The following is an 18,024-nucleotide window of genomic DNA, read 5'->3' on the forward strand; positions in this document are numbered from 1 at the left end:
CCGGACTGCGGAAACGAAACGCGATCATGACGAAATCTTTTGCCGATCGGTACTGGACCAGCGCCGACGGGCTTGAACTGCATTATCGCGATTACGCCGGCAACGCGGCCGATGGGCGCCCTCCCGTACTCTGCCTGCATGGCCTGACCCGCAACGCCCGCGATTTCGCCGATCTGGCGGAGCATCTGGCGCCGCAGTGGCGCGTGATCGTGCCGGAAATGCGGGGGCGGGGGCAGAGCGCCTATGCCGATCTGTCGCACAGCTATGATCCGGCCACCTATGTCGAGGATGTGACGGCGCTGCTGGATGAGCTTGGGACCAAGCGTGTGGTCGCCATCGGCACCTCGCTCGGCGGGTTGATGACGATGATGATGGCGGCGCAGGATGCCAGCCGCATCGCCGGCGCGGTTCTGAACGACATCGGCCCGGAACTGGAAGAGGCGGGCCTCGCGCGCATCCGCGAATATGTCGGGCAGGGCCGCACCTATGCCACCTGGATGCACGCCGCCCGCGCGCTGGAGGACGCGCATTGTTCGGCCTTTCCGAACCATTCGACGCATGATTGGCTGGACATGGCGAAACGCATCATGGTGCTCGGCCAGAACGGGCGCATCAGCTATGATTACGACATGGGAATCGCCGAACCTTTCGCCGCCGACGAAGGTGCCGCGCCGCCCGATCTCTGGCCGGCCTACGATGCGCTGGCGGGCCGGCCGGTGCTGATCCTGCGGGGCGAGTTGTCGGATCTGTTTGCGGACCGGACGCTTGACCGTATGGTGGAGCGCAACCCCGATGCCGAGGCCGTGGTGGTGCCCGATGTGGGCCATGCGCCCCAGCTTGACGAGCCGGTAGCCCGCGCCGCGATCGACCGGCTGCTCGCGCGCGTTTCGTGATGCGGAAGTCAGGGGGCAATTCACCGCGCGGAAAAAATGGCACCCGTGGTCGGCGCGGCGCGGTCCCGAAGGCGAAAGCACCGCGGCAGGAGTCCGCGCGCGGCAATATACCGCATATCCTGCATCTGCATTCGACCTTTGCCGCAGGCGGCAAGGAACTGCGCGACGTGCGGCTCATCAATGCGTTCGGACAGGCTGCCGCGCATACGATCGTATCCGGCGTACCCGACAGGCGGGAAGCGGCGCAGCAGATTTCGCCGCGAATCGCCTTGCGATTGCGGGACGATTTCCCCGCCTTGAAGGGCAGGCCGACTCTGGGGCGTCTCAAGCAACTGGCCCGGGCCATGGCGGGCTACGATCTGGTGCTGACTTTCAATTGGGGCGCGATGGATGCGGTAATGGCGCATACGCTGTTCAGCGACGCATTCAGCCTCCCGCCGCTCATCCACCACGAGGATGGCTTCAACGAGGACGAACGCCGCAAGCCCAAGCGGCTGCGGAACTGGTACCGGAAGATCGCCCTGGCGCGCTCCTCCGGCCTCGTCGTGCCGTCCGAAGTGCTGGAGGAAATCGCGCTGGACGTCTGGGACCAGCCGCTGGGCCGGGTGAAGCGCATAGCCAACGGGATCGACGTTTCGGCCTTTGGCAAGCTTCCGCGCCGCGACGCCTTGCGCGGGGTCATCAAGCGTGCCGATGAGAAATGGGTGGGCACCCTGGCGGGCCTGCGCGCCGTGAAGAACCTGCCGCGCCTGGTTCGCGCCTTTGCCGCGCTGCCCGAGGAATGGCAACTCGTCATCGTGGGCGACGGGGACGAGCGTGAGAGGATCGCGGAGGAAGCGGATCGCCTGAATGTCGGGCACCGGCTGCATATGCCGGGCTTCGTCGCCGATCCTGCCCGTTATATCGGCCTGTTCGACATATTCGCCTTGTCTTCCGACAGCGAACAGTTCCCGATCTCGGTGGTGGAGGCGATGGCGGCGGGCCTGCCCGTGGCGGCCCCCGCCGTCGGCGATCTGCCGCACATGGTGGCCGATGCGAATGTGCCCTTCATTGCGGTAGCCGATGACGATGATGCACTGGCCGCTTCCCTGACGAAGCTGGCGGGCGATGAAGAACTGCGCGCCGGCATCGGCGCGGCCAATCGCCAGAGGGCCGCAGCCGAATATGACGAAGCGCAGATGATCGCCGCCTATCGCCGCCTGTACGGTTCCGCCATGGGGCGGAAGGACTGGTCCTGACCCTTTACTGCCAAGGCCATCTTTACCGCGCCGCTCGTCTTCATCGCCTATTCAGCGCGCCCGGCCGAATTGGGAACGAGCCTGCCGGGGGAGATCCCCGCCGCTTTCGCTGCATGGCATTGCGGTAAGCGCCTTCGGACCTTAAAGACCCGCCATTCATCTCAACAGACGGAACAGACCGCGCGTGGCCCTCAGACCGAACAATTCCCTCACACCCGCAGATCGCGCCGGGCGGCAGAAGGCCGCACAGGACGACATGATGCTGCGCGAGGTGGACGACGCCGTTCGGCAGGACCGATATTCTGATTTCGCACAGCGTTTCGGCATTCCGCTCATCGTCCTGCTGGTGCTGGTGCTGGCCGCTTTCGCCGGGTGGCTATTTTGGCAGAGCCGGCAGGAAGGCGAGATGGAGCGCCGTTCCGAAGCCCTGATCGGCGCGCTCGATCAGATCGAGGCCGGTAATCTCGACACGGGCGGGGAACTGCTCGAGCCGCTGGCGACTGGCGATGCCGCCGGTCCGCAAAGCGCCGCCCGGATGCTTCAGGCCGGTATCGCACTGGAGCAGGGGAGGGCGGACGATGCCGCGCGCCTGTTCGCAGCCGTCGGTGCGGACGAGGATGCGCCCGCAGCGCTGCGTGACCTAGCCACGATCCGGGAGGTCGCCACCCGTTTCGACAGTCTGCCGCCGCAGCAGGTCATCAACCGGCTCGAAGGCCTTGCCGTTCCCGGCAATCCCTTCTTCGGCAGCGCCGCCGAGCTCGTCGCCATGGCGCATCTGGAGGCGGGCAATACCCAGCGCGCAGGCAATCTGTTCGCCGAAATCGCCAAGGCCGGCGATGTTCCGGACTCGCTCCGTTCACGGGCGCGGCAGATTGCCGGCCAGCTAGGCGTGGACGCGATCGTCGATGTCGAGGCGTTGTTGGCGCAGCAGGGTGCAGGCGCAGCTACTGGCCCTTCGGCAGGCGCTGTTCAACAGACTCCCGAAGCGACCCGGTGAAGGGCCGCGAAACAGGATCGATAATGAAAACCATGTCTCGCAAGAATTTTTCGCGCTACGCGTTTCTGGCCGGTGTAACCTTCGGCCTGTCGGCATGTGGCATTTTTGGGGGCGGTGACGGCCCGGCGACGACGCCCACCGTCGGTGAACGCACGCCGATCCTCTCCCGTATCGAGAGCGGCGCGCAGGTCGACCCGGCACTCGCCAGCGTGGCCGTGGTCCTGCCGCCGGCGCAGGCGAATAGTGACTGGGCGCAGGCCGGGGGCACCGCCAGCAAGGCCTATGGCCATCTGGCGCTCGCCAGCGATCCTTCCCTCGCCTGGAAGACCGACATCGCGGGCAGCACCAACCGGCGCCGCCTTGCCGCAGCGCCTGTTGTGGGTAATGGCAGGCTCTATGTCGTCGACACCAGCGGCGTGGTCAGGGCGTTCGACGCCGCAGGCGGCGCGCCCGTCTGGACCTATCGCATGGCCGTGGCCAGCAATCTCGAGGCTTCTGCCTTCGGGGGCGGTGCCAGCTATGCCGACGGGCGGGTCTATGCCACCAACGGTGTGGGCGAAGTCGTCGCGCTGAACGCCAGCACGGGCGAAGAGGTCTGGAAAGTGAAACCGGCAGGTCCCTTGCGCGGCGCGCCCACCATCGCCTTCGGTTCTGTCTATGTGATGACGCAGGACAACCAGATCTATGCGCTGGATGCCGCAACGGGCGAGGAACAGTGGCAGGAATCGGGTGCCGGAACGCAGGCAGGCGTGTTCGGCGTGGCGGCACCGGCAGCGGGTCAGGGAACGGTGATCGCAGGCTACAGCTCTGGCGAACTCGCCGCTTACCGCTATGAAAACGGACGGGTCCTGTGGGCCGATGCCCTGGCGCGGACGTCGATTTCAACGCAGGTGGGATCGCTGACCGATATCGATGCCGATCCAATCATTCAGGATGGCCGCGTCTATGCTCTTGGTCAGGGCGGCCGGATGGCGGCCTATGAACTGGTGACGGGGCAGCGTATCTGGGAACTGAACCTTGCCGGCATTTCCACGCCTGCGGTCGCTGGCGAATGGATCTTCACCCTTACCGACGACGCGCGCCTGCTCGCTATTGCGCGCTCCACCGGCAAGGTGCGCTGGATGACGCAATTGCCGCGCTACCGGAATGAAGAGGACCGCAAGGGCCAGATTTTCTGGACCGGGCCGGTGCTGGCGGGAAGCCAATTGTGGATCGCCAACAGCGAAGGGCAGGTCTATCGCGTCAGCGCGGGCGAAGGGGCGGCCGGCCTGTTCAGGGAACTGGATGCGCCGGTCTCGCTCGCGCCAATCGTCGCCGGCCAGACGCTGTATGTTCTGGACGACAGCGGCACGATCAGCGCGTTTCGCTGAAGGCGGCGCTTACCTTGTGCTTAACCCTTTTCGGCTAAGGCGCAGGGCATGATTCCGGCAGCACCAACGGCTTTGCAGCGCCCGCCCAGCGATGTCTCGGCGGGCGTGGGGCTTGCCGGCCTGTGCGGTCTGCTGGTCTGGATCGCCTTCTGCCGCAATTACCCCGATATTGCCGAAGCGCTGGCGCTGCCCGGTCCGAGAATGCGCATGGCGGGCCCGCATGCGGCATTGGCGGCGCTGTTCTTTTCCGCCGTGCCGATGATCCTGTGGTCCCTGCTGGTGGACAAGGTGCATCGCCGCCCGTCCACCGGCATCGACTGGCAGGCGAAGCGGCCCTGGGGCGCCGACCTGCCCGTGTCGCTGACGAAGATAACAGGTCTGTGGATCACCTGGGCGATTATCGCATCCTTCTACTGCCTGGCGCGATGGTACTGGTCGGGGCAATATCTGTTCGCGATGGAGGTGCTGGCGGCAGCGGCGGTCCTCCTTGTGCCGCTGTCCATTCCCTATGTTCTGTGGGTCGACCGGGTGTTGGTGGAACCGCGCGACGGTGCCTGGCATTTCGGCCGCGCGATTCTGGGCGGGAAGGATGCGGACCAGTCGCTGGTCCTGCGGCATTGGCGGGCCTGGAGCATCAAGGGATTTTTCGCAGCCTTCATGCTGTCCATCCTGCCCGCAGGCTTCGCGGCGGTGGTCAGCGACGATCTGTCCGGGCTGGCCTCGAACCCGGTCGCCTTGTCCGTTCTTCTGTTCGAACTGCTGTTCGTCATCGATGTGCAGATCGGCACCGTGGGCTATCTGCTGACGCTGCGCCCACTCGATTCGCACATCCGCAGCGGCAATCCGTTCCTCGGCGCATGGATTGCCGCGCTCATCTGTTATCCGCCGCTGGTGTTCGCCTTCATGGGGGAGAACGGTATCCTTGCCTACGAGGTCGCTACGCCCGGCTGGGCCTACTGGCTGGAGGGGAACAGCGCCCTGCTCTATCTGTGGGGCGCGCTGCTTGTCGCGCTGACGGCGCTTTATGCCTGGGCGACGGTGGCATTCGGCATCCGCTTTTCCAACCTCACCTATCGCGGTGTGCTGACGAACGGCCCCTACCGGCTGACCCGGCACCCGGCCTATGTCGCGAAGAACCTGTTCTGGTGGCTGACGGTGCTGCCGTTCCTCGTCAGCAGCGGGTCCGCGGTCGACGCCATCCGCAACACCGTCTTTCTCGCCTGCGTCAGCGGGATCTATTACTGGCGCGCCCGTACCGAAGAAGCGCATCTGCTGGCGGAAGACGCGAAGTACCGTGACTATCATGCATGGGCTGCGCGCCACGCCCCGGTAACCCGGCTGCTCGGCGTGATCACCGATCCGTTCAGACGCTGGGTTCCCGGCAGATCAGACGAAACTGCAGCGCTACCGGCAACCTCGCGGCACCCTGCGGAATAGTCAGAAGCTGTATTTATAGACGCGGGAAATATCGCCGTTCCATTCGCCATGGAATTTGTCGAGCAGATGCTGCGCGGGCACTTTCCCGCTCGCCACGATCTCGTCCAGAGTTTCGAGAAAGCCGGTTTCATTGTCGCCGCTGGCGTTGAACCTGGCGCGTGCGGTCAGCCCCTGCCGGGCGATGGCCAGCACTTCGCGGCCGAGATCCCGCAGTTTCCGCCCGCCGGGTATTTCAGCATCGAGAGCGAGGCGGGGCACGGCGTTCCGCAGTTCCTCCCGTTCTGCCATCGTCCAGTCCTTCACCAGCGCCCACGCAGCATCGAGAGCGGCGGGATCGTAGAGCAGGCCCACCCAGAATGCGGGCAGGGCGCAGATCCTGCTCCAGGGTCCGCCGTCGGCCCCGCGCATTTCCAGAAAGCTTTTCAGCCGGACTTCGGGGAAGGCGGTCGACAGATGGTCCCACCAGTCGCTCTGGCGCGGTTTCTCCCCCGGCAGGACGGAGAGTTGCCCGCCGAGGAAATCGCGGAAGGAAAGACCCGCAGCATCGATATACTTCCCGTCGCGGAAAACGAAATACATCGGCACGTCGAGCATGTAATCGACCCAGCGTTCATAGCCGAAGCCGTCTTCGAAAACGAAGGGCAGCATCCCCGTGCGGTGGGGGTCGGTGTCCGACCAGATATGGCTGCGATAGGAAAGATAGCCGTTCGGCCGACCTTCGGTGAAAGGCGAATTGGCGAACAGCGCGGTGGCGAGCGGTTGCAGCGCCAGACCGACACGGAACTTCTTGACCATGTCCGCTTCGGATCCATAATCCAGATTGACCTGGATCGTGCAGGTCCGCAGCATCATGTCGAGGCCGAGCGAACCCACCCGCGGCATGTGCCGTTTCATGATTTCGTAGCGGCCCTTGGGCATCATCGGCAGTTCGGCGCGGGTCTTGTCGGGCCACATGCCGAGGCCCAGGAAGCCGAGGCCGCAGCGTTCGCCGATGGCCTTCACCTGTTCCAGGTGCCGGCCCGTTTCCGCGCAGGTATCGTGCAGATTGGCAAGCGGCGCTCCCGACAATTCGAGCTGCCCGGCAGGTTCGAGGCTGACTGCGCCATCGATTCCGGTGAGCGCGATGATCCTGCCGCCTTCCTCCACCGGACGCCAGCCGAATTCCTGGAGCGACAGCAGCATGTCGCGAATGCCGCCGGGTTCGTCATAGCTGGGCGCGTGGTGATCGGCGCGATTGAAAACCAGCTTCTCGTGCTCGGTGCCGATCCGCCAGTCGGCAGGCACTTTCTCGCCCTTCTGCATCGGCGCGACCAGCTGGTCCCGGTTCTCGATAATCGGATCGTCGGCAGAAGAGGTCTCGCGCGTGCTCATGTGCGGGGCGTTAATCGCGGCAGCGATGCGAGGGAAGCGCTAATTGCTCCAGTCGCCGGCAACGGCCATCCAGACCGCGATAGCTGCAATGGCGGCAGTTTCCCCGCGCAGGATACGCGGCCCTAGGCTGATGGGCCGCGCCTGTGGCAGGCTGCGGATCGCCGCGCGTTCCGCATCGTCGAAACCGCCTTCGGGGCCGACGAGCAGGGCGGCGGGGTGCGGACCATCCCGCGCTCCGGCGGCAAAGCTGGTGGCGGCGGGCGTTCCGCCAAGCTCGTCGGCGAAGTACAGCATGCGGTCTGCGGGCCAGTCGCGCAGGATGCTGTCCAGCGTTTCCGGTTCGGCAACGATCGGCAGGGCGGTTCGCGCGCATTGTTCGGCGGCTTCGGTCACGATGGTCGCCGCGCGGTCGAGATTGAGGCGGTCCGCCACGCCACGGCGGGTCAGCATCGGCCTGATCTCCGCCACGCCCAGTTCCGTCGCCTTCTCGAGCACGAGATCGAAGGCGGGTTTTTTCAGCAGAGCGGCGTAGAGGTGGAAATCCGGCACCGACTCACGCGGGCGGAGCCGGTTGTCGCAACGGAGGATTACCTCGCGCTTCGCAATTGAAGCGACGGAGCTGGCCCATTCACCGGTGACATCGTCGCAGAGCACGACCGCATCGCCCTCACCCACGCGCATGACGCGGGCCAGATAATGTGCCTGATTGCCAGAAACTACGACCTCGGCCCCTTCGGACAGGGTGTGTGACACAAACAGGCGCGGCGCGCTGCGTGGGGGCCAGGCGGGTTTGGCGGGCATCGCCTTGCGATACGCGCGCAAGCCTCTACGACGCAAGTGATGAAAAGCGACGAACCCTGCACATGACCGGCAGCGCAAGATGACCGACCAGATCGTGCCCGACAGCGAACATCGCGGACTGGTCGCCCGCCTGCCGCAGCCGTTGCGCGACCTTGCCATGCTCGCAAGGTTCGACCGGCCGATCGGCTGGTGGCTGCTCTTCTGGCCCTGCGCCTGGGGTGTCTGGCTGACGGGCGCGGGGGTGCAGGTGGAACTGCTGGGCTGGCTGCTGCTGGGCGCGGTCGCCATGCGCGGCGCGGGCTGTGTCTATAATGATATCGTCGATGCAAAGCTGGACGCGCAGGTGGCCCGCACCGCCAGCCGCCCGGTTGCGAGCGGACGCGTCAGCAGGCGCACGGCATGGCTCTGGCTTGGCGCATTGTGCCTGATCGGGCTGGTCGTCCTGTTGCAATTGCGGTGGGAAGCGCAGCTGGTCGCATTGGGCAGTCTGCTGCTTGTGGCGGCCTACCCCTTCATGAAGCGGATCACCTGGTGGCCGCAGGCGTGGCTGGGGCTGGTTTTCACCTGGGGGCTGCCCGTTGGCTGGGTGGCCTTGCGCGACATGCGCTTCGACATTGTTCTGCCCATATATGCCGGGGCGGTGCTGTGGGTCATCGGCTATGACACGATCTACGCCCTGCAGGACCGGGAAGACGATGCGCTGGTCGGCATCCGGTCCAGCGCCTTGCGGCTGGGCAAGAATGTGCAGGCCGGGATCGCGCTGTTCTATGCTGGTGCCATGGGCCTGTGGATGCTCGGCTTCTGGCTCCTGCGGCACGATCTGCTCGCCTTGCTGGCATTGTTGCCGGTGGCGCTTCACCTCGGCTGGCAGGTGATCACACTTGATACGGCCGACGCCGCCAATCCGCTGGGCAGGTTCCGGTCGAACCGCGTGGCCGGGGCGCTGATGGCAGCCGCGTGCTTCGTGGTCGGGAATGCCTGATGTGCAACCTGTACCGCATGACGAAGAGCGGCGACGAGCTGGCGCAATGGTTCGAGGTGCGGAATACAGCGGGTGGAGCGAATCTCGCAGCCGAGATCTACCCCGGCTGTCCCGGCGTGGTCATCGCCGATGGACGTCTGCGAGCCATGCATTGGGGGTTTCCCTTGCAGGTGAAGGGCGCGCGCGGACAGGTGCTGAAGCCGCGCCCGGTCAATAACGCCCGTGCCGAGAAACTGGGGGGCGGCTTCTGGCGTTCGAGCTTTGTCGAGCGCCGCTGCCTGATCCCGCTGAACGGCTGGGCCGAGGCGGAGGGGCCGAAGGGCGCCAAGACGCGCAGCTGGTTCGCCATGCCGGACGGTGGAATGTTCACAGCGGCGGGCATATGGCGCAACAGCGCCGAATGGGGCAACGTCTATTCCATGGTGATGACGGAATGCGTGCAGCGATATGCCGACGTTCACGACCGGATGCCGGTGCTGATCGCAGATGATGATCGCGCAATCTGGACCGCTGCCGCGCCTGGGGAGGCGCTGGACCTCTGCCGCCCGTGGGACGGTCCGCTGGTGCTGGAGCGCACGTCAGAACCCTGGGCGGGCCGGGGATAAGCACCGCTGGTCAGCTTGACCGGCAACCGCGCAGTTGCATAAGCAGCGGCATGAGCGATCTGTTCTCGGCCCTGGCCGATCCCGCCCGCCGCCGCCTCCTCGACCGCTTGTGCGAAACAGGCGGGCTGACACTGGCGCAGCTTTGCGAAGGCATGCACATGACGCGGCAGGGCGTTGCCAAGCATCTGCGGGTGCTGGAGGACGCTAATCTGGTCGCCAGTCGGCGGGAGGGGCGGTTCAGGCGTCACTATCTCAACCCGATGCCGCTCAGCCGGATCGTCAACCGCTGGCTTCACAAATTCGAGGATATGCGGCTGCAGGAACTGGCGGGCTATCGGCCCGATCCTGCTGATAAGAGGGTCTAGAATTCTGGCCCGAGGTCCGGATCGAGATCGCGCGGCCGGGCGAAATGCGTCAGCCGCCCGCACCCTGCGGCAATGTCGGCCCAATCGTCGATGTCGAGGGTCAGCGCGGCGAAACTTGCGGTCGGGAACTTGGTGGCCGCTTCTCCGAAAAGATCGGTCTCGCGGTCTGGCGGCACCATGGCGAAAAGCACCTCGTGCAGACCCGGATTATGTCCGGCCAGCAGAATGCTGTCCGCATCTGCGGCATATTCGCGAATGACATCGAGGATCGTGTCGGAACTGGCGAGATAAAGGCGTTTGTCGAATTGCGGCTCGAGATCGGGAAGGGCATGCTGCAACGTCTGCTTCACGCGCTGCGCCGGGCTGGCGAGCAGGCGGCCCCAGTTCACGCCATGCGTTCTTATATGGTCGCCCATGAGCCGCGCGCCACGGCATCCGCGTTCGTTCAGCCCGCGGTCGAAATCGCGCGTGCCGCTATCGTCGAAATCGCTCTTGGCGTGCCGCATCAGGCCGAGCATTTTCATCGTGGCCCGCTCCCATCCATCGGGGCAGCAGGATGCCACGCCGTACAGGCTTCGGGATGAACACCAGCGGCCACCCGTTGTAAAGCCTCTTCCAGTCCCAACCGGATGACCGGCGTGCCGGGTGGGAATGCCGTCAGCAATCGGCTGGGAAAGGCCGGGGACAGAACGACGAAATGCCCGCGATCGTCGCGGCTGCGGATCAGCCGCCCGAATGCCTGGGCCAGTTTCGCCCGGATGATCCGGTCGTCGAATGCCTTTCCGCCGCCCGGCAGTTCCCGTGCTGCGGCGCGGCGGGCGCGGTGGAGAATGTTCGGCTTGGGCCACGGCACCTGTTCCAGCACAACGCAGCGCAGCGAAGCGCCCGGCACATCGACACCGTCGCGCAGCGCGTCGGTGCCGAGCAGCGACGCCAGCGGATCGTCGCGGAAAATATCCACCAGCGTACCCGTATCGATCGGGTCCACATGCTGGGCGAACAGTGGCAGGCCTTCGCGCGCCAGCCGGTCGGCGATGCGGCCGTGCACCGCGCGCAGGCGGCGAATCGCGGTGAACAGGCCCAGCACGCCGCCGCCCGCGGCCTCGATCAGGCGTGCGTATGCCCCGGCAAGGGCGGGAATGTCGCCCTTCCGAATGTCCGTGACGATGAGCACTTCGGCATTGCTGGCGTAATCGAACGGGCTGACCGCGCTGCCGAGCGAGGGGACGACGTCGAGATGCAGCGCGCCGCTCCGGGCGATGGCGCTGTCCCATTCGGCACCCTCGGCCCCCCGGTCGGTCAGAGTCGCGCTGGTCAGCATCACGCCGTGCGCCGGTTCGAGCACGGTCTTGGCGAAGGGCTTCATCGGGTCGAGCCAGCGGCGGTGGATGCCGATGTCGAATTCCCGCGAATCGGACCTGTCCACGGCGAGCCAGTCGACGAATTCCGGATCGGCGGGGCCGCCCAACCTGTTCAGCAGGGCCTCCCATGCGGCGATCAGGTCGATGCGCCAGGCAAGCGAATGGCGCGCGCCTTCGATGCGGGCGCGGCCCTGGCCGTCCAGCCAGTCGGGTGGCTCCTGCAGGATCGTCTCCAGCCGCAGCGCCAGCCTGACCAGCGGCTGGCGAATCGCTGCCAGCGCCTCCTGCGCCTCGCCCGCGATCTGCACGATCGGCCCATCCAGCCCGGCGACTTCGGTCTCGATGCCATAGCCGAGTTCCTGGCCGCCGCTCTCGTCACGGGCGTAGGTGGCCGCGCGTACCGCACCGAGCAGCGCCTCGAGGGGGCCGAACGCTTCCCCCTCGTTCAGGCGCTGCAGCCAGCCGTCCCCCGGCAGCGCCTCTGCCGCAGCCACCGCATCGGCTACGGCAATGCCGGCCGCTTCGTCATAGCCGGCGACATCGGAGAGCCTGGCCGCAAGACCCCGCCGCCGCCCGCGCGAATTCCGTTCCGGGCCCATGATCCAGCGGCGAAGCTCGATACATTCCTGCCCGGTCAGGGCGGCGGCGAAGGTCGAATCCGCCGCATCGAAAACATGGTGGCCTTCATCGAAGATGATACGCGTGGGGCGCTGCGCCGGGTCGCGCGTGCCGGAACGCGCGGCATTGATCATCACCAGCGCGTGATTGGCGATCACCAGATCGGCCTGGGCACTGTCGCGCGCGGCGCGTTCGATGAAACATTTTCGGTAATGCGGGCAACCGGCATAGATACATTCGCCGCGCTGGTCGGTCAGCGCCGCGATGCCCCGCTTGCGGAACAGGGTGCCGAGCCAGCCGGGCAGGTCGCCGCCGATCATGTCGCCATCCTGCGAATAAGCGGCCCAGCGTGCGACCAGCTGGGCAAGCACCGCCGGGCGTCCGGCGAAACCGCCTTGCAGCGCATCCTCCAGATTCAGCAGGCAAAGATAATTCTCGCGTCCCTTGCGCACGACGACTGGCGGAGAACCGTCGCTCCGCCGTTCGGGCCAGGCCCGATGGCTTTCGCGGCGCAGCTGGCGTTGCAGGTTCTTGGTGAAGGTCGAAACCCAGACCGTGCCCTGCGCCGCGCCGGACCAGAGCGACGCGGGCGCGAGATAGCCGAGCGTCTTGCCGATGCCCGTTCCCGCCTGCGCCAGCAGCAGGTGCGGCTTTCCCTTCTGCGCGCGCGGGGCGAAGATCGCTCCGGCATCGCGTGCGTAACCCTGCTGGCCTTCGCGCTGTTCGGCACCTTCTCCGGTCAACCGGGCAAGCTGGCCGGCGATTTCCTCCTCGCCGATCAGCACCAGCGATGGCTGGGGGCGTTCCGGCGCTTCCTCCCATTCGGGCAAAGTCGAGAAGAGCCATTTTTCGGCTTTCTCCGGCTTGGCAACATGGGAAGAGATGATTTGCGCCCATGGCCAGCGCAGCCGCATCAGGGATTGCAGCGTGGTCCACGCGCCGGCCCGTTCGCGCCATGCGGGATCGGCGCAGGTGGCAAGCAGGACTCCCGCTGCCCTTTGCAGCAGATGCGGCACCCCGTCGTCGCTTTCCGCCTCGCGCAGGCCGAGCGCATGGGCCAGCCCCTTCGGCGTCGGTGTGCAGAACCGCGCCGGGTGAACGAAAGCGAACAGTTCCAGCAGATCGAGACCGGAGAGGTCAGGATAGCCCAGCCGGTTCGCCACCAGCGGTGCATTCAGCAGCAGGACCGGCGTATCGGATGCCGCCATGATCGCCTCGCCCTTGGACACGCCGCGAATGGCGCCATCCGGCTGCGCTATCCAGGTTCCGGCATGGCTGGCATGCAGGGCGGGCAGGCCGGCCAGCGGTGCCTCGCACGGCGCGTCGGACGGGCTGGCCGGTCCGGCCGATGCCGCACCGCCTTCTGCGCTTGGTTTACCTGCTGTCGACACCTTGCTTTCATGGTGGCGGCGGAACGGAAAGGCAACGCCCTGCGGCCTTGTTTCCCCGCTTCCCCGTACCACTCATTGGCGCTGGCCAGCACGGCAGAGCGGTCTTGCCTAAAGGCACGGCTTGCGCGAAAGCCACGGCCATGACCGATCCGACCCCCAGCACCCCGACTCCGAGCACCCCGACCCCCAGCACCCCGACCTCAAGCGCCCCAACCCTCAGCGACGCCGCCCGCTCATCCAAGGCCTGGCCTTTTCAGGAGGCCCAGCGCCTTGCCAGGCGTTACCCCGATGGCAAGCGCGACGCGGATGGCAATCTGGTTCCGGTGCTGTTCGAAACCGGCTACGGACCCTCCGGCCTGCCGCATATCGGCACGTTCCAGGAAGTGCTCCGCACCACCTTCGTTCGCCGCGCCTATGAGGCGCTGACCGGTGCGCCGACCCGGCTGGTCGCCTTCAGCGACGACATGGACGGCCTGCGCAAAGTGCCGGACAACGTGCCCGATGCGGAAATGCTGAAGACCCATCTCGGCAAGCCGCTCAGCCGCATTCCCGACCCCTTCGGCACGCATGCAAGCTTCGGCGCGCATAACAACGCGCGGCTGCGGGAATTCCTCGACCGGTTCGGCTTCAATTACGAATTCGTCTCGGCCAGCGAGCGATACAATTCTGGCGCATTCGACGATGCGCTGCGTAATGTGCTGGCGCATGATCAGGCGATCCTCGACATCATGCTGCCGACCCTGCGGGAGGAACGGCGCAAGACCTATTCGCCCATTCTGCCGATCTCGCCGACGACAGGCGTTGTTCTGCAGGTGCCTGTCGAGGTGATCGACGCGCAGGCCGGTATGATCCGCTTCACCGACGAGGATGGCCGCGAGGTTGAACAATCGGCGCTTGGAGGCCAGGCCAAGCTGCAATGGAAGGTCGATTGGGCCATGCGCTGGGTCGCGCTCGGCGTGGATTACGAGATGTATGGCAAGGATCTGACCGACAGCGGCGTGCAGTCGGGCAAGATCGCGCAGGTGCTGGGCGGGCGCAAGCCAGAGGGGCTGGTCTACGAATTGTTCCTGGACGAGAAGGGCGAGAAGATCTCCAAGTCCAAGGGCAACGGCCTGACGATCGAGGAATGGCTGCGCTATGGCAGTCAGGAAAGCCTGGGCTTCTACATCTTCCCCAACCCGAAAAGCGCCAAGCAATTGCATGGCGGGGTCATACCGCGCGCGGTGGACGAATATTGGCAGTTCCGCGAAAGGCTGGCCGAACAACCGCTGGACAAGCAGCTGGGAAACCCGGCCTGGCACCTGCTGCGCGCCAACATGGCCGATGCCGAGGGTGCTTCAGTAGATGGAGCGGGCGACAGCCTGCCGGTAACTTTCGGTCTCTTGCTCAATCTGGTGGGTGTCTTGGGCGCGGAGGCGACAAGCGGGCAGGTCTGGCAGTACCTGGCCAATTACGTGCCCGATGCCAATCCTGTGCAGCACTCGGAATTGGGCGAACTGGTCGAGAGCGCGCTCGCCTACAACCGCGATTTCGTCGCCTCGACTCTGGCGAAAAGAGCGCCCGAAGGGGGCGAGATCGCCGCGTTGCAGGCACTGGACGGGTGGCTGGCCGGTGCGGCCGAGGATACTGCGGCAGAAGATATCCAGACCTGGGTCTATGACATCGGCAAGGATGAACGGTACGGCTTCGATAATCTGCGCGACTGGTTTCGCGCTCTTTATGAAACCTTGCTGGGCAGCAGCCAGGGGCCGCGGATGGGCAGCTTCATCGCCTTGTACGGCATTGCGAACACCCGCAGGCTGATTGCCGAAGCGCTGGAAAAGGCAGGAGAGAAGCCCGCACTCTAGCAAGGCAATAGGCGGCGGCGCTCGCGGCGGCGGAGAACGCGAAGCTCCCGCGCAGGTCCGTTCACCCCCAGCGCCGCGTGCGATACCAGCGGGTGATCACGTATTTGACGCCCTTTTCCACCGGCGTGCCGGCGTGCATCGTCCCTTCGTTCGGCGCGCCATCGGGCAGGGCATTGTTCCAGACCAGCAGGACGCCGGGCCTGGGTTCGATATTTATGCCGATCTCGGTGAAATGCGTCGCCCCGCCGGCTTCCACCTCGTTCAGGAAGGCCATCGCCGTCCACGCGCGCTGACCGCCATTCTTCCGCTCCATCGGCCAGTAATCCTGATCGGGATAGAACCAGTCATTATGCGGCTTGAACTGCTGGCCCGGCAGATAGCGCTGGCCCTGGATGGCCTCTCCCGTCTCGCCATCCACGCCGAGCAGGTCGTCGATCCGGCGCGCTATGCCGCGAACGAATGGGTCGGTGCGGTCGAGATTGCCGGAATAGGAGGTGCGAAAATCCTCGCCATATTCGCCTTCATAGAGTTTGCTTGGCTGGGCCACCTGATCGATCATGGAAATCAGCCGCCGGCATTCCGCCTGCGTCAGGAAATCCCCGACAGCGAACAGTTCGGCAATGTCGGTGGGCACCGTGTAGACCTTCGGATCATCGGCGAGGCGTGCACGAACGCTTGCGCCGACGCGGCGCAGTGCATCCTGGTCGGGAATGGCCGGTCTGTTCATGGGCCGATGTCATAATCATCCTGCCACCGGGTGCAAGATGAAGGCAGGAAGCAATCCGGGACGCCGGCAGAATACACTCGACATCGGATCGAACTTTATGCCCCGGAATGAAAAAAACCCCGCCAGCCGCGATCCGGCTTGCGGATCGGACTGACGGGGTTCCTTTCCGGCCGGGTCACTCAAAACCGGCAGGAAAACCGGTTACTGTCACCAGAAGAAGTCGTAGATCACATCCACCACTTCGCCGGTGTAGATATTCACCAGCAGGACATCGTCATAATAGCGGGTCCAGCGATAAGGGCCGTAAACCTCGGGCAGGCGATATTGCCATGGATCGTTGATCCGGTACCGGCTGCCGTAGAATGCCGAGCCCAGCTGGATGCCGATGCCGATGCGGTTGTAGCTGTAACCGCGATAGGGCGCGTAATAGCGGCCGAGGCGGTACTGATGCCGGTTCGCCGCCCGGTAACGCTGCCAGTCGTACCGCTGGTTCTGACGCCAGGCGCGACGATCCCACCGGCGATTGTCGCCATACCTGCCACCTCGATAATCGCCGCGGTCGTCACGGTAATCGTAGCGATTGTCGTCGCGCCAGTCACCGCGGTTCCTGTCGTAGCGATCGTCGCCATAACGCCCGTCGCGATCGCGCCGATTGTTACGGTCCCGCCAGTCGTTCCGGTCCCGGCGCTCATTCCGGTCGCGATAGCGGTCGCTGTTCCGCCAGCCATCCCGATTTTCGGTGCGCCTGCGATCGACATAGCTGCGATTGCGTTCGCGCTCCACATAATCGCGTCCGCTCGGAGCAGGGCGGCTGATACCGCGTTCGGCAAGACGGCGGTCGATCTCGGCACGTTGCCGGTTGACGCCGCGATCGCCGCGGTTATCACGCAGCGCCTGTTGCTGTTGCTGGCGCGCCTGCCGAATGGCCTCGGCCTGCGCCTGACGCTGTTCCGCCCGCTCACGAACATCCCGCCGCTGTTCGTTTCGCGTTTCCACGCGTGCACGCTGGCGCTGGTCACGGCGTTCCTGGCTGCGCGCCTCGCCTCGTTCCTGCCGTGAGATGCTGCGGTCTCGAATGCGCTCACGCTGCTCGCGCTGCTGCGCTTCGCTGGCAGCGCTGTCAGCTGCCGTCGCTGCCTGTGCAGGGAGCGCAGTCGCGATCATCGCCATGCCCAGCGCCGAAAAGGCGGTGCTTCGCAGAAGATGAGAAAACGTCATGCCGGGTCTCCATCGAGAGGCGAGTCCACCACAGCCGCCTGTATTCCTGTTTGCTGTCATCTGCTTAGCATAATACGGTGACCGCTGTCTGAACCGAAGGCCATACCTTCCGTTCATCTTGGAAGCGGAGATTCTGAACAGAATTGTCGAGCGCGATCCATGCTGCTTGACCTTGCCCTCGTCACTCCCCTTAACTTTCGGACATGATCGAAACTCTTGAATCCGCACGCCTCGATGCGCTGGAACGGCTTGCCGCAGGTGCCGCCAATCGGCGGAGCGCCATGCATGTGCCGGCGGTCGGCACGGCGGATGGCGACATCAGGATCATGGTGCTGCGGCATTTCGATCCTGCCGACTGGTCGATGCGCTTCCACACGGATTTTCGCAGCCCGAAGGTCGCGGCGCTGGCGGCCAATCCGGCGGTCCACGTGCTGGCCTATGACCCCGAGGCGAAGGTGCAGATCCGGATGCGCGGGCAGGGCGAAATCCTGCGCGAGGGCCGCGTTGCCGATGCTGCCTGGGCTTCTGCGGATAATTACGCGCGGCGCTGCTATCTCGCCGACGCGCCGGGTTCATCGAGCGAGACGCCGACATCGGGGCTGCCGCAATGGGCGGAAGGTCGGAAGCCAACCGACGACCAGCTTGCCGATGCGCGGCAGAACTTCGCGATTCTGCGGGTGATGCTTGATCGGATCGACTGGTTCATGCTGGCACATGAAGGCCACCGGCGGGCGATCCTGACCAGGGATGGAGCCGGCTGGGTCGCACCCTGAATTTGCCGTATCGCAAGCGGCTGGCGAATG

General features: G+C 65.4%; 16 protein-coding genes. 10 read left to right on the forward strand and 6 right to left on the reverse strand.

Annotation, left to right across the window (positions count from 1 at the left end; all coding sequences use genetic code 11):
- Positions 1 to 26: 26 nt before the first annotated feature.
- From HG250_RS11460 to HG250_RS11480, 5 genes are all read left to right on the forward strand, one after another.
- Positions 27 to 893, forward strand: a complete 867-nt coding sequence (locus HG250_RS11460) for an alpha/beta fold hydrolase (RefSeq protein ID WP_170005446.1) — start codon at positions 27 to 29, stop codon at positions 891 to 893.
- Entirely contained in the window at positions 893 to 2,131 is a 1,239-nt protein-coding gene (locus HG250_RS11465) for a glycosyltransferase family 4 protein (protein WP_170005447.1), read from the forward strand. Before HG250_RS11460 ends, HG250_RS11465 begins: the two co-directional genes overlap by 1 nt.
- A 184-nt stretch (positions 2,132 to 2,315) precedes the next feature.
- A complete protein-coding gene (locus HG250_RS11470) occupies positions 2,316 to 3,128 on the forward strand; it encodes a tetratricopeptide repeat protein (protein WP_170005448.1) in 813 nt (270 codons plus the stop codon).
- A gap of 23 nt (positions 3,129 to 3,151) precedes the next feature.
- On the forward strand, positions 3,152 to 4,498 hold the full coding sequence (locus HG250_RS11475; RefSeq protein WP_420821333.1) for an outer membrane protein assembly factor BamB family protein: 1,347 nt from the start codon (positions 3,152 to 3,154) through the stop codon (positions 4,496 to 4,498).
- A 48-nt stretch (positions 4,499 to 4,546) separates the two neighbouring features.
- Positions 4,547 to 5,935 carry a methyltransferase family protein gene (locus HG250_RS11480; protein ID WP_170005449.1) on the forward strand — a complete coding sequence of 463 codons (1,389 nt, stop codon included), beginning with the start codon at positions 4,547 to 4,549 and terminating at the stop codon, positions 5,933 to 5,935.
- Here the strand turns inward: HG250_RS11480 and HG250_RS11485 are convergent, their stop codons facing one another.
- Together HG250_RS11485 and HG250_RS11490 are read right to left on the reverse strand one after the other, a co-directional pair.
- Positions 5,936 to 7,306: a glutamate--cysteine ligase gene (locus HG250_RS11485; protein ID WP_170005450.1), complete on the reverse strand. Its 1,371-nt coding sequence runs from the start codon at positions 7,304 to 7,306 to the stop codon at positions 5,936 to 5,938. It lies immediately after the preceding gene.
- A 39-nt stretch (positions 7,307 to 7,345) separates the two neighbouring features.
- Complete coding sequence (locus tag HG250_RS11490; protein ID WP_170005451.1) at positions 7,346 to 8,107, reverse strand: 16S rRNA (uracil(1498)-N(3))-methyltransferase; 762 nt, start codon at positions 8,105 to 8,107, stop codon at positions 7,346 to 7,348.
- Between the two features lie 79 nt (positions 8,108 to 8,186).
- Here HG250_RS11490 and ubiA point away from each other — a divergent pair, with 79 nt between their 5' ends.
- Genes ubiA through HG250_RS11505 form a run of 3 tightly spaced genes read left to right on the forward strand, consistent with a single transcriptional unit; the run spans position 8,187 to position 10,059 of the window.
- Positions 8,187 to 9,089, forward strand: a complete 903-nt coding sequence (gene ubiA / locus HG250_RS11495) for a 4-hydroxybenzoate octaprenyltransferase (RefSeq protein WP_170005452.1) — start codon at positions 8,187 to 8,189, stop codon at positions 9,087 to 9,089.
- Positions 9,089 to 9,694, forward strand: a complete 606-nt coding sequence (locus tag HG250_RS11500; RefSeq protein ID WP_170005453.1) for an SOS response-associated peptidase — start codon at positions 9,089 to 9,091, stop codon at positions 9,692 to 9,694. The genes ubiA and HG250_RS11500 overlap by 1 nt, the downstream gene beginning before the upstream one ends.
- Before the next feature lie 50 nt (positions 9,695 to 9,744).
- Positions 9,745 to 10,059 (forward strand): ArsR/SmtB family transcription factor, encoded by a 315-nt coding sequence (locus HG250_RS11505; protein WP_170005454.1) that lies wholly within the window; start codon positions 9,745 to 9,747, stop codon positions 10,057 to 10,059.
- On the opposite strand, the gene HG250_RS11510 is transcribed toward HG250_RS11505, so the two are convergent.
- Complete coding sequence (locus tag HG250_RS11510) at positions 10,056 to 10,583, reverse strand: SixA phosphatase family protein (protein ID WP_170005455.1); 528 nt, start codon at positions 10,581 to 10,583, stop codon at positions 10,056 to 10,058. The genes HG250_RS11505 and HG250_RS11510 overlap by 4 nt on opposite strands.
- Positions 10,580 to 13,246, reverse strand: a complete 2,667-nt coding sequence (locus HG250_RS11515) for an ATP-dependent DNA helicase (RefSeq protein ID WP_170005495.1) — start codon at positions 13,244 to 13,246, stop codon at positions 10,580 to 10,582. The genes HG250_RS11510 and HG250_RS11515 overlap by 4 nt, the downstream gene beginning before the upstream one ends.
- 323 nt (positions 13,247 to 13,569) lie before the next feature.
- Between HG250_RS11515 and HG250_RS11520 the strand changes: the two genes are divergently transcribed.
- Positions 13,570 to 15,276: a lysine--tRNA ligase gene (locus HG250_RS11520; RefSeq protein ID WP_170005456.1), complete on the forward strand. Its 1,707-nt coding sequence runs from the start codon at positions 13,570 to 13,572 to the stop codon at positions 15,274 to 15,276.
- 61 nt (positions 15,277 to 15,337) lie between these two features.
- Here the strand turns inward: HG250_RS11520 and HG250_RS11525 are convergent, their stop codons facing one another.
- The gene (locus HG250_RS11525) at positions 15,338 to 16,003 is read right to left on the reverse strand and encodes a prolyl hydroxylase family protein (protein ID WP_170005457.1); all 666 of its coding nucleotides are present in this window, start codon (positions 16,001 to 16,003) and stop codon (positions 15,338 to 15,340) included.
- Between the two features lie 207 nt (positions 16,004 to 16,210).
- Positions 16,211 to 17,221: an RcnB family protein gene (locus HG250_RS11530; RefSeq protein WP_170005458.1), complete on the reverse strand. Its 1,011-nt coding sequence runs from the start codon at positions 17,219 to 17,221 to the stop codon at positions 16,211 to 16,213.
- Positions 17,222 to 17,424: 203 nt separating this feature from the next.
- On the opposite strand from HG250_RS11530, the gene HG250_RS11535 reads away from it, so the two are divergent.
- Complete coding sequence (locus tag HG250_RS11535) at positions 17,425 to 17,994, forward strand: pyridoxamine 5'-phosphate oxidase family protein (RefSeq protein WP_170005459.1); 570 nt, start codon at positions 17,425 to 17,427, stop codon at positions 17,992 to 17,994.
- Positions 17,995 to 18,024 lie beyond the last annotated feature (30 nt).

It is taken from the genome of Pseudopontixanthobacter vadosimaris, assembly GCF_012979275.1.
GTDB lineage: Bacteria > Pseudomonadota > Alphaproteobacteria > Sphingomonadales > Sphingomonadaceae > Pseudopontixanthobacter > Pseudopontixanthobacter vadosimaris.

Coding starts and splice junctions, on each gene's coding strand:
- ubiA (WP_170005452.1), top strand. CDS start 8,187: ATGACCGACCAGATCGTGCCCGACAGCGAACATCGCGGACTGGTCGCC.
- HG250_RS11520 (WP_170005456.1), top strand. CDS start 13,570: ATGACCGATCCGACCCCCAGCACCCCGACTCCGAGCACCCCGACCCCC.
- HG250_RS11485 (WP_170005450.1), bottom strand. CDS start 7,306: ATGAGCACGCGCGAGACCTCTTCTGCCGACGATCCGATTATCGAGAAC.
- HG250_RS11475 (WP_420821333.1), top strand. CDS start 3,152: ATGAAAACCATGTCTCGCAAGAATTTTTCGCGCTACGCGTTTCTGGCC.
- HG250_RS11510 (WP_170005455.1), bottom strand. CDS start 10,583: ATGAAAATGCTCGGCCTGATGCGGCACGCCAAGAGCGATTTCGACGAT.
- HG250_RS11480 (WP_170005449.1), top strand. CDS start 4,547: ATGATTCCGGCAGCACCAACGGCTTTGCAGCGCCCGCCCAGCGATGTC.
- HG250_RS11490 (WP_170005451.1), bottom strand. CDS start 8,107: ATGCCCGCCAAACCCGCCTGGCCCCCACGCAGCGCGCCGCGCCTGTTT.
- HG250_RS11525 (WP_170005457.1), bottom strand. CDS start 16,003: ATGAACAGACCGGCCATTCCCGACCAGGATGCACTGCGCCGCGTCGGC.
- HG250_RS11515 (WP_170005495.1), bottom strand. CDS start 13,246: ATGGCGGCATCCGATACGCCGGTCCTGCTGCTGAATGCACCGCTGGTG.
- HG250_RS11465 (WP_170005447.1), top strand. CDS start 893: ATGCGGAAGTCAGGGGGCAATTCACCGCGCGGAAAAAATGGCACCCGT.
- HG250_RS11535 (WP_170005459.1), top strand. CDS start 17,425: ATGATCGAAACTCTTGAATCCGCACGCCTCGATGCGCTGGAACGGCTT.
- HG250_RS11530 (WP_170005458.1), bottom strand. CDS start 17,221: ATGACGTTTTCTCATCTTCTGCGAAGCACCGCCTTTTCGGCGCTGGGC.
- HG250_RS11505 (WP_170005454.1), top strand. CDS start 9,745: ATGAGCGATCTGTTCTCGGCCCTGGCCGATCCCGCCCGCCGCCGCCTC.
- HG250_RS11500 (WP_170005453.1), top strand. CDS start 9,089: ATGTGCAACCTGTACCGCATGACGAAGAGCGGCGACGAGCTGGCGCAA.
- HG250_RS11460 (WP_170005446.1), top strand. CDS start 27: ATGACGAAATCTTTTGCCGATCGGTACTGGACCAGCGCCGACGGGCTT.